The organism is Streptomyces sp. WELS2 (assembly GCF_013870595.1).
GTDB lineage: Bacteria > Actinomycetota > Actinomycetes > Streptomycetales > Streptomycetaceae > Streptomyces.
On record NZ_JACBWZ010000222.1, the window covers coordinates 1 to 8,390 of the forward strand.

Annotated in this window: 7 protein-coding genes and 1 pseudogene; 7 read left to right on the forward strand and 1 reads right to left on the reverse strand. The window is 71.5% G+C overall.

Going from position 1 to position 8,390, the window contains the following annotated elements; genetic code table 11:
- From H5J33_RS15395 to H5J33_RS15410, 4 genes and pseudogenes are all read left to right on the forward strand, one after another.
- Positions 1–344 (forward strand): annotated as a pseudogene (locus tag H5J33_RS15395) (RNA polymerase subunit sigma); the annotation flags it as partial.
- 91 nt (positions 345–435) lie between these two features.
- The gene (locus H5J33_RS15400) at positions 436–2,787 is read left to right on the forward strand and encodes a UvrD-helicase domain-containing protein (protein ID WP_181795486.1); all 2,352 of its coding nucleotides are present in this window, start codon (positions 436–438) and stop codon (positions 2,785–2,787) included.
- Positions 2,788–3,205: 418 nt separating this feature from the next.
- Positions 3,206–4,621 (forward strand): NAD-dependent malic enzyme, encoded by a 1,416-nt coding sequence (locus H5J33_RS15405; protein ID WP_181795487.1) that lies wholly within the window; start codon positions 3,206–3,208, stop codon positions 4,619–4,621.
- A gap of 323 nt (positions 4,622–4,944) precedes the next feature.
- The gene (locus tag H5J33_RS15410) at positions 4,945–5,226 is read left to right on the forward strand and encodes an HU family DNA-binding protein (protein ID WP_023550134.1); all 282 of its coding nucleotides are present in this window, start codon (positions 4,945–4,947) and stop codon (positions 5,224–5,226) included.
- A gap of 191 nt (positions 5,227–5,417) precedes the next feature.
- Here H5J33_RS15410 and murA read toward each other — a convergent pair whose 3' ends face one another.
- On the reverse strand, positions 5,418–6,758 hold the full coding sequence (murA, locus tag H5J33_RS15415) for a UDP-N-acetylglucosamine 1-carboxyvinyltransferase (RefSeq protein WP_181795488.1): 1,341 nt from the start codon (positions 6,756–6,758) through the stop codon (positions 5,418–5,420).
- A gap of 274 nt (positions 6,759–7,032) precedes the next feature.
- On the opposite strand from murA, the gene H5J33_RS15420 reads away from it, so the two are divergent.
- The 3 genes from H5J33_RS15420 to H5J33_RS15430 form a co-directional block, all read left to right on the forward strand.
- On the forward strand, positions 7,033–7,605 hold the full coding sequence (locus H5J33_RS15420; protein WP_181795489.1) for a YqgE/AlgH family protein: 573 nt from the start codon (positions 7,033–7,035) through the stop codon (positions 7,603–7,605).
- Positions 7,606–7,635: 30 nt separating this feature from the next.
- Entirely contained in the window at positions 7,636–7,920 is a 285-nt protein-coding gene (locus H5J33_RS15425) for a DUF3039 domain-containing protein (protein ID WP_030610517.1), read from the forward strand.
- A gap of 194 nt (positions 7,921–8,114) precedes the next feature.
- Positions 8,115–8,390 (forward strand): glycoside hydrolase family 20 zincin-like fold domain-containing protein (locus H5J33_RS15430; RefSeq protein ID WP_309485410.1); only part of this gene is annotated, 276 nt, incomplete at its 3' end.

An 8,390-nucleotide genomic window follows, 5' to 3' on the forward strand; every position in this document is an offset into this window, starting at 1 on the left:
TCCGCACCATGTCCGACCGGAAGTCCGCCACGGACGCCTCGACGCACGTCAGCGCGACCGTCGCCATGACCGGCAAGGACTGGGGCACCCAGGCGGTGCTGGAGCTGAAGAACGTCAAGGGCCCGCTGAAGTGCTCCCTGGTGCTCGTCGCCAAGAACGGCCAGCGCGTGACCATGTCGTCGTGGACGGTGCCGGACTGGGGGTACGGCATCCCGGGCGCGGAGAGCGAGAGCGCGCGGAAACCGCTCTACATCGGCGGGGCGGCCGCCTTCCGACCCGACGAGATCGACCACTTCGAGGTGGTGACGTTCGAGGGGAGGAAGCTGGTGGAGGTCGACGCGTAGCCCGGGCGCGCCCCGGGTGACCTCCCCGTAGCTTTGACCGGTCCCCTTCGCGTACGGTTGACGGCTGCCCAGCACGTCAGAAGGGGGCCAGGTGGCCGCTCAGGTTCAGCAGTCCGCGGTCGGCTCGGTACACGAGGCACACGATTCCGTCCGTGACCGGGAGATCAGCGTCGAACAGGAACACCTGGACCGGGTGTACCGGCGGCTCGAGGAGAAGATCCACGAAGCCGAGTTCCTGATGCACGACGCGGCCCAGCGCGGCCAGGTCGGCACCCCGGGCGCGCTCGCCGAACGGGACGCCCAGGTCTTCCGGGCCGGCGTCCACCTCAACCGGCTGAACAACGAGTTCGAGGACTTCCTCTTCGGGCGCATCGACCTGCTGCTCGGCAAGGACGGCAAGAAGGGGCCCGACGGCGCCTACACGGCCGTCGAGCCCGCCGAGGGCGTCGTGCGCGAGGACAACACCGCCGACATCGCCGAAACGCTGCACATCGGCCGTATCGGCGTCCTGGACGAGGACTACTCCCCGCTGGTCATCGACTGGCGGGCGCCGGCCGCCGCGCCCTTCTACCGGGCCACGCCGGTGGAGCCGGGACGGGTGGTGCGGCGCCGGGTCATCCGGTCCAAGGGGCGCCGGGTGCTCGGCGTCGAGGACGACCTGATGCGGCCGGAGCTGACGGCGTACCTGGACGGCCGGGAGCTGCCCGTCATCGGCGACGGCGCCCTGATGGCCGCCCTCGGCCAGGCCCGCGGCCACACCATGCGGGACATCGTCTCCTCCATCCAGGCCGAGCAGGACCTGGTCATCCGGGCCCCCGCCGCCTCCATCACCTACGTGGAGGGCGGGCCCGGCACCGGCAAGACGGCCGTCGCCCTGCACCGCGCCGCCTACCTGCTCTACCAGGACCGCAGACGCTACGCGGGCGGCATCCTGATCGTCTCGCCGACCCCGCTGCTGGTCGCCTACACCGAGGGCGTGCTGCCCTCGCTCGGCGAGGAGGGCCAGGTCGCCATCCGCGCCATCGGCTCCCTGGTCGACGGCGCGGAGGCCACCGTCTACGACTCCCCGTCCGTGGCCCGCGCCAAGGGCTCCTCCCGGATGCTGAAGGTGCTGCGCAAGGCCGCCCGGGGCGCCCTGGAGCTGGGCCCGGCCGCCCCGGCCGACGCCGGGGACGACGAGAGCCGGCCCTTGGCCGGCCCGCCCTCCCGGCTGCGCGTCGTTGCCTTCGGGCGCCGGCTCGAACTGGAGGCCGACGAGCTGGAACGTATCCGCCGGACCGCGCTCGCCGGCACCGCGCCGGTCAACCTGCTCCGTCCGCGCGCCCGCAAGCTGCTGCTGGACGCCCTGTGGGCGCACTCCGGCGCCGCCGCCCGGCACACCGACCCGGAGCTGGCCGCCGAGCTGCGCTCCTCCTTCGACGAGGACGTCACGAGCGAGGACTCCTTCCTGGCGTTCCTCGACGCCTGGTGGCCCGAGCTGACGCCGAAGGCCGTGCTCGCGGCGATGGCCGACGAGAAGCGGCTCGGCCGCTGGGCCCGGCGCGTGCTCAACCCCGGCGAGGTCCGCAAGGTCGCCCGCTCGCTGAGGCGGGACGGCCTGTCCGTGCACGACATCGCCCTGCTCGACGAGCTCCAGGCGATCCTCGGCGCCCCGGCCCGCCCCCGCAAGAAGCGCGAACTGGACCCGCTGGACCAGCTCACCGGCCTGGAGGAGCTGATGCCGGTGCGCGAGGAGACCCAGCGGGAGCGGGCCGAACGGCTGGCGCAGGAGCGCACCGAGTACGCGCACGTCATCGTGGACGAGGCGCAGGACCTGACGCCGATGCAGTGGCGCATGGTCGGCCGCCGCGGCCGGCAGGCCACCTGGACGGTCGTCGGGGACCCGGCGCAGTCCTCCTGGTCCGACCCGGACGAGGCGGCCGAGGCCCGCGACGAGGCGCTGGGCACCCGGCCCAGGCGCCGCTTCGAGCTCACCGTGAACTACCGCAACCCGGCCGAGATCGCCGAGCTGGCCGCGAGGGTGCTCGCGCTCGCCATGCCCGGCGCGAAGGCGCCCTCCGCCGTGCGGTCGACCGGTGTGGAGCCGCGCTTCACCGTGGTGGCGGACTCCCTGGAGCGGACGGTGCGCGCGGAGGCCGAGCGGCTGCTGGGCCTGGTGGACGGCACGGTCGGCGTGGTGGTGGCGATGGGCCGGCGCGAGGAGGCCCGGCGCTGGCTGGCCGGGCTGGGCGACCGGGTGGTGGCCCTCGGCAGTCTGGAGGCCAAGGGCCTGGAGTACGACGCGACGGTCGTCGTGTCGCCCGCGGAGATCGCCGACGAGTCGCCGGCCGGTCTGCGGGTGCTGTACGTGGCGCTGACCCGGGCCACCCAGCAGCTGACGGTGGTCTCGGGCCAGCGGGACGAGCCGGACGCGGCCGGGGTGCCGGATCTGCTCCGGGACTGACGGGCACGGCGGCGGCCCCGTCCGGCGGCCGGTTCCGAACAATCCCGCACAGGGGGAATGGCCCTGGGCGAGGGTTTGTTAGCCTTGGTGTGGCACCGGCCCGATCCAAGCCCCCGGGCCCAACCTTCGTCGCTACGAGCGACCACTTGCCGCGAGGCGAGCATGGCGGGTCGGTGTCATAAGCGTGGGAGGCCCACGTCACGGATGTGACGTGGGCCTCTTTCTTTGCCCCCGCGGCCTCTTTCCAGGCTCGATCGTTTCTCGTATGGTGGAAGTAGTTTTCCGAAACCACGTACCGCACAGGGAATGTCGCGTGAACAAAACGTCCGCAACCCAGGGCGACTACCACGTACTGAGTGGTAGGTGCGACGATCGGACGGCACAACTCGCGACACGGTGAAAGCAGAGGAAGTCGGCCATGGCAACGGCGCCCAGCGTCTCCTACTCGATGACGATCCGGCTGGAGGTGCCCGCGAGCGGAACGGCCGTCTCGCAGCTCACCACCGCCGTGGAGTCCTCCGGAGGCTCGGTGACCGGCCTCGACGTCACCGCGTCCGGTCACGAGAAGCTCCGTATCGACGTCACCATCGCGGCCACCTCCACGGCCCACGCCGAGGAGATCGTCGAGAAGCTGCGCGGCATCGAGGGCGTCACGCTCGGCAAGGTCTCCGACCGTACGTTCCTGATGCACCTCGGCGGCAAGATCGAGATGGCGTCGAAGCACCCCATCCGCAACCGTGACGACCTCTCCATGGTCTACACGCCCGGCGTGGCCCGCGTCTGCATGGCCATCGCCGAGAACCCCGAGGACGCCCGCCGCCTCACCATCAAGCGCAACTCCGTTGCGGTCGTGACGGACGGCTCCGCCGTGCTGGGCCTCGGCAACATCGGCCCCAAGGCCGCGCTGCCCGTCATGGAGGGCAAGGCGGCCCTCTTCAAGCGCTTCGCCGGCATCGACGCCTGGCCGATCTGCCTGGACACCCAGGACACCGACGCGATCGTGGAGATCGTCAAGGCGATCGCCCCGGGCTTCGCCGGCATCAACCTGGAGGACATCTCCGCGCCGCGCTGCTTCGAGATCGAGGCCCGGCTGCGCGAGGCCCTGGACATCCCGGTCTTCCACGACGACCAGCACGGCACCGCCATCGTCGTGCTCGCCGCGCTGACCAACGCGCTGCGCGTGACGGACAAGGCGATCCAGAACATCCGGGTCGTCATGTCCGGTGCCGGCGCGGCCGGTACGGCCATCCTCAAGCTGCTGCTGGCGGCCGGCGTGAAGAACGCCGTCGTCGCCGACATCCACGGTGTCGTGCACGCCGGCCGCGAGGACCTGGTGAACGCCCCGGCCGACTCGCCGCTGCGCTGGATCGCCGACAACACCAACCCCGAGGGCCTCACCGGCACCCTGAAGGAGGCCGTGCGCGGCGCCGACGTCTTCATCGGCGTCTCCGCCCCGAACGTCCTGGACGGCGCCGACGTGGCCGCCATGGCCGAGGGCGCCATCGTGTTCGCGCTCGCGAACCCCGACCCCGAGGTCGACCCGGCGATCGCCCGGCAGACCGCGGCCGTCGTGGCCACCGGCCGCTCCGACTTCCCGAACCAGATCAACAACGTGCTGGTCTTCCCGGGCGTCTTCCGCGGTCTGCTGGACGCGCAGTCCCGCACCGTCAACACCGAGATGATGCTCGCCGCCGCCAAGGCCCTGGCCGACGTGGTGAGCGAGGACGAGCTGAACCCGAACTACATCATCCCCAGCGTCTTCAACGACAAGGTCGCGGGCGCCGTGGCCGGGGCGGTCCGGGAGGCCGCCAAGGCGGTCGGCGCGACGGCCTGACCACGGCGTGACGTACGGTGCGGGGCGCTGTGAGTATCACCACGGCGGCCCCCGCACCGGCGCGTCGTGGAACCACCGGATGCCGGGCGCACTCTAGGGTGACGGCCGAGCGGGCCCTTTTCGTGTGACTCCCCAGGGTGTTCTCACGACTCCTACGGGTGCCGGATTGGCTTTCCCGCCGCAGGTAGGGGCAGGATGCTCCCCCAGGGACCACGTCCCTGCGGGGACACCCCCAAGGGCGCGAGCGCATCGGCATCGCAGTGCCTCGGGCGGCACCGCCGCGTGGCACACCCCAACGGCAAGAAAAATACGGGAGTAACAACATGAACCGCAGTGAGCTGGTGGCCGCGCTGGCCGACCGCGCCGAGGTGACCCGCAAGGACGCCGACGCCGTGCTGGCCGCGTTCGCCGAGACCGTCGGCGAGATCGTCGCCAAGGGCGACGAGAAGGTCACCATCCCTGGCTTCCTGACCTTCGAGCGCACCCACCGTGCCGCTCGCACCGCGCGCAACCCGCAGACCGGCGAGCCCATCAACATCCCGGCCGGCTACAGCGTGAAGGTCACCGCGGGCAGCAAGCTCAAGGAAGCCGCCAAGGGCAAGTAATCGCTCCGCTTCGAGCGACGGCCCACCTGAGCGCCGTGGGCGGCTGCCGGCCCGCTGTGGCGGGTCGCGCCCCGCGGCGGAGCCGCTGATCGAAACGGCCCGCGCCCCTTGCGGGGCGCGCCTCAGCTGAAGACGCCGAAAAGGGCGGCCCCCTCCCATCGAGGGGGCCGCCCTTTCGGCGTTCGTGGGGCCTAGCCGAGCGCCTTGCCCGGGAGCTCGACCTTCGCGCCGAGCTCGACGAGCTTGTCCATGAAGTTCTCGTAGCCGCGGTTGATCAGCTCGATGCCGTGGACGCGGGAGGTGCCCTCGGCGGCGAGGGCCGCGATGAGGTACGAGAATCCGCCGCGCAGGTCGGGGATGACCAGATCGGCGCCCTGCAGCCTGGTCGGGCCGGAGACGACCGCGGAGTGCAGGAAGTTGCGCGCGCCGAAGCGGCAGGCGGAGCCGCCCAGGCACTCGCGGTAGAGCTGGATGTGCGCGCCCATCTGGTTCAGCGCGGAGGTGAAGCCGAGCCGGGACTCGTAGACCGTCTCGTGGATGATGGACAGGCCGGTGGCCTGGGTCAGGGCCACCACCAGCGGCTGCTGCCAGTCCGTCTGGAAACCGGGGTGCACGTCCGTCTCCAGGGCGATGGACTTCAACTGCCCGCCGGGGTGCCAGAAACGGATGCCCTCGTCGTCGATCCGGAAGGCACCGCCCACCTTGCGGTAGGTGTTCAGGAACGTCATCATCGAGCGCTGCTGGGCGCCGCGGACGTAGATGTCGCCGTTGGTCGCGAGCGCCGCCGAAGCCCAGGAGGCGGCCTCCAGGCGGTCCGGCAGGGCGCGGTGGGTGTAGCCGGACAGCTTGTCCACACCGGTGATGCGGATCGTGCGGTCGGTGTCCATCGCGATGATCGCGCCCATCTTCTGCAGCACGCAGATGAGGTCCTCGATCTCCGGCTCGACGGCCGCGTTGGACAACTCCGTGACGCCCTCGGCCAGTACGGCCGTCAGCAGCACCTGCTCGGTCGCGCCGACGGACGGGTAGGGCAGCCGTATCTTCGTGCCGCGCAGCCGCTGCGGAGCCTCCAGGTACTGCCCGTCGGCCCGCTTCTCGATCGTCGCGCCGAACTGCCGCAGCACGTCGAAGTGGAAGTCGATGGGCCGGCCGCCGATGTCACAGCCGCCGAGACCGGGGATGAACGCGTGGCCGAGACGGTGCAGCAGCGGGCCGCAGAAGAGGATCGGGATGCGGCTGGAACCCGCGTGGGCGTCGATGTCGGCGACGTTGGCGCTCTCCACGCGCGTCGGGTCCAGCACCAGTTCGCCCGGCTCCTCGCCCGGAGCGACCGTCACCCCGTGCAGCTGGAGCAGGCCGCGGACGACCCGCACGTCACGGATGTCCGGAACGTTGCGCAGTCGGCTCGGCTCGCTGCCCAGCAGGGCGGCGACCATGGCCTTCGGCACGAGGTTCTTCGCACCGCGGACACGGATCTCGCCCTCCAGCGGGGTTCCGCCGTGGACAAGCAGGACATCGTCGTTGACGGTCATGAATCTCGCGTTCCGATGAGTTGGTCAGGGGCCGGCCGATCACTGTGCGCAGGGGCCGGGAAGACAGGGTAATCGCCGATTACCCCCCTCCCGTAAGCCCAGTACCCGGCCAGTCCGTCATAGCTGTGTCACAACACGAACCGTTCCCTTTCGGGCACATGGGGTCACCGGACCCCGGGTGTGCGCCGGGGGCGTGTCCCGGCTCCCGCCCGCTTCACCCCCGTGCCCCCGATTGGCTCCCCACTCCGGGGGAAGATGCGGGATCATGTCTGGCATGACCGAGGTGTCCTCGCTCACAGGGCGGCTGCTCGTGGCCACTCCCGCCCTGGCGGACCCGAACTTCGACCGCGCGGTGGTGCTCCTCCTCGACCACGACGAGGAGGGTTCCCTCGGTGTCGTCCTGAACCGTCCCACCCCCGTGGTCGTCGGCGACATCCTGGAGGGCTGGGCCGACCTGGCCGGCGAGCCCGGTGTGGTCTTCCAGGGCGGCCCGGTGTCGCTGGACTCGGCGCTGGGCGTGGCGGTCATCCCGGGCGGCGCCGACGGCGACCGGACACCGCTCGGCTGGCGGCGGGTCTACGGCGCGATCGGCCTGGTGGACCTGGAGGCCCCGCCGGAGCTGCTCGCCTCGGCCGTGGGCAGCCTGCGGATCTTCGCCGGGTACGCGGGCTGGGGCCCCGGCCAGCTGGAGGACGAGCTGGTGGAGGGCGCCTGGTACGTCGTGGAGTCCGAGCCGGGCGACGTGTCCTCGCCTGCCCCGGAACGGCTGTGGCGCGAGGTGCTGCGCCGCCAGCGCGGCGAGCTGGCGATGGTGGCCACGTATCCGGACGACCCTTCGCTCAACTGATGCGTGTGAGCTTTCAGTACCCTGGCTGTTATGAGCACTCTCGAGCCCGAGCGCGGGACTGGTACGGGGACCCTCGTAGAGCCGACGCCGCAGGTGTCCCACGGCGACGGTGACCACGAGCGCTTCGCCCACTACGTCCAGAAGGACAAGATCATGGCGAGCGCCCTCGACGGCACCCCCGTCGTGGCGCTGTGCGGCAAGGTCTGGGTGCCGGGCCGCGACCCGAAGAAGTACCCCGTCTGCCCGATGTGCAAGGAGATCTACGAATCCATGGGCAGCGGCGGCGACGACAAGGGCAAGGGCGGCGACAAGTAGGTCCCCGGCCCGGCCGGAGGCGGTGAGGTCCCCGGGACGCGCGGACGGCGCTTCCCGGGGATCTCTGTGTTTTCCGGCCGCCGACTGGTCCAGACCTCTTGTGGGCCGCCCGGCACCGTGCATAGCCTTCAGTGTGTCGCTTTGCGCAACGACCGTTGCGCATACTGCAACGACCTCCCCAGGGGGCTGAGGACGTGGAACTGATCCCGGCGCCGCGCGCCGTCGAGGAGCCCGCCGCACCGGGCGTGCCGCTCGGCCCGGACACCACACTGTGGGCCGCCGAGGGCACCGAACGCACCGAACGCTGGCTGCGCGCCACCCTCGGCGCGGCCCTGAACCTGCCGCTGCGCCCCGGGCCGCCGGACGCCCGCGACGGCGTACGGCTGCTCCTGGACGACACCCTGGCCCCCGAGGCGTACCGGCTCGGGCTCCTGAGCGGAAGGACTCGGCAACCGGCGGTCGCGCGGCCG